Origin of the sequence: Allobosea sp. ASV33 (genome assembly GCF_016428755.1) — a bacterium.
Classification (GTDB): Bacteria; Pseudomonadota; Alphaproteobacteria; order Rhizobiales; family Beijerinckiaceae; genus Allobosea.
This window is the reverse complement of record NZ_JAELTI010000188.1, coordinates 1-1,960: the sequence shown is the minus strand read 5'-3', so window position 1 is coordinate 1,960 and position 1,960 is coordinate 1. Positions and strand designations below refer to the sequence as shown.

At 66.5% G+C, this 1,960-nt stretch carries 3 protein-coding genes; all 3 read right to left on the bottom strand.

Going from position 1 to position 1,960, the window contains the following annotated elements:
* A partial coding sequence (locus JHD80_RS27000) for a DNA polymerase ligase N-terminal domain-containing protein (protein ID WP_349237361.1) occupies positions 1 to 645 on the bottom strand: 645 nt, incomplete at its 3' end.
* A gap of 45 nt (positions 646 to 690) precedes the next feature.
* A complete protein-coding gene (locus JHD80_RS26995) occupies positions 691 to 966 on the bottom strand; it encodes a hypothetical protein (RefSeq protein WP_199093640.1) in 276 nt (91 codons plus the stop codon).
* 113 nt (positions 967 to 1,079) lie between these two features.
* Positions 1,080 to 1,943 (bottom strand): hypothetical protein, encoded by an 864-nt coding sequence (locus tag JHD80_RS26990; protein ID WP_199093638.1) that lies wholly within the window; start codon positions 1,941 to 1,943, stop codon positions 1,080 to 1,082.
* Positions 1,944 to 1,960 lie beyond the last annotated feature (17 nt).

The following is a 1,960-nucleotide window of genomic DNA, read 5'->3' as shown; positions in this document are numbered from 1 at the left end:
GTCCCAGACCGCATCGGCGTCGATGGCCTGTTCGGCCAGCAGGAAGGGCTTGGGCGAGCGCCCGCGGCCCGCCGCGATGGCCTTCAACGTCCGGCCGGAGGCCACCGACGCGTCAGCCTTGAGGACGGCATCGCCCCCGGAATCGACCGCATGGTCGTCGCGATGCTTGATCAGCAGCCAGTTCGTGCGTTTGCCGCCGTCGCGATCATGCTTCATGCGCACCAGCACGAAGCTGCCCTGCAGCCGCTTGCCGTCGAGCGTGAACTTGAGATCGCCCTTCTCGAGCTGGCGCTGCGGGCTGAGCTTGCCCTCAGGCTCCCAATAGCCGCGATCCCAGAGCTGGACCGTGCCGCCGCCGTATTGCCCCTTGGGAATCGTGCCCTCGAAATCGCCATAGGCGAGCGGGTGATCCTCGACCTCGACGGCGAGCCGCTTGTCGGCGGGGTCGAGCGACGGGCCTTTCGTGACGGCCCAGGACTTGAAGACGCCGCCCAGCTCCAGCCGCAGATCATAATGGAGCCGGGTCGCGTCATGCTTCTGGATGACGAAGCGCAGGCGGTTGGAAGGCGCCACGGCGGTTGCGTCGCTCGGCTCCTTCGTCTTCCGGAAGTCGCGCTTGGCGCGATAGAGCTTCAGCTTTTCCACGGAACACCCTCCAATAACGCCTGGCGGAGAGAAGGTGGATGAGGGTCAGCCCGTGCCGGGCTCGATATGACGAACGGGTTTGGTCGGCGGAAGCGCGCCGGAGCCCGGCGTCGCCTCCTTGTTCGTCTGCGACTCCTTCGCATGCGGACCGGCGGGAGGGGTCTCGTGATCCTTTGCCCGTTGCTTCTGATTGCCCTCGGAGATGATCTTGGGCCCCTTCATGGCATCCTCGGCAGCGTCCTCGCGCTTTTCGGGCGGCCGCTGGTTGGGCTCGGTCGGGCCGTTGGTGCTGCCGCTTCGTTCGTGTTTCCGGTCGATCATCGCAAGCCCTCTCTAAAAGTGCTGCTGGAGCAACGCTGCCGGGAGCCGATCGTTTCGACAGATCGAAAAAATGCCCGGCTCCAGGCGGAGCCGGGCTTACTCGGCACGATTGGTCAGAGCGTCGGTTCGACCAGCAGGTTCTCGTCGCGATGCTCGCCGCCGAGCGTTGCCGCCCAGGCCGCCGCAGCCGCCCCCACGAGCAGCGCAGCCGCGGTCAGGAACGCCGTCAGGACCGCAATCTTGCGCGCCCGCTCCGCCGCCTGCTTGGCGGTTTCCTTGGCCTGCGACAGCCGGGCATAGGCGTCGTCGATGCGCTTCTGCGCGTCCTGCTCGCTGATGCCGGACCGCGCGGCGAGCCGCGAAGCCAGGTAGTCCCGGTCGGTCTGCTCGATCTTGCCGTTCTTCAGCGCGTTGACGAAGATGCGGGACGCTTCTTCGCGCTCCTGCGCGGTTGGCGGCTGCTGACCATTCGCGCGCATGACATTGTCGAGTGACATCGCGAGCGGATCGACATTCTGCGAAACCAGCGAAGCCACGCCCGAGCTCGCACTGGCGACGCCGCTGACCGCGGTCTTCGCCGCGCCGAACAGCGAGGAGGTCGCGACGAAGGTGATCAGAAGCGCCCCGGTCGCCCAGACGAGGAGGCCGTGGGTCGCGTCGCGCACCTTGCGCTCCTCGCCCTTAGAATCGAAGCTCGGCTGGCGCATCCGCCCGGCGAGATAGCCGCCGGCCATGGTCGCCGAGACCATGACCCAGAGCGCCCACAGGGCGCCTGCAATCGCCAGCGCCGTGGCGCTGGAACTCTTCTCGAAATCGGCGGAGATCATCGACAGGCCAATCGCCGACCCGAATACGGTCATGATGGTCGAGATTGCCGTCGCGATGACCGCGCCACCCAGGATCGGGCCCCACTGCACGTAAGAGCGGTTCTCCTTGTTGACGGTCACGGGGGCGACGACGACGTCTGTTCCAGACATGGACATGGCGAACTCCT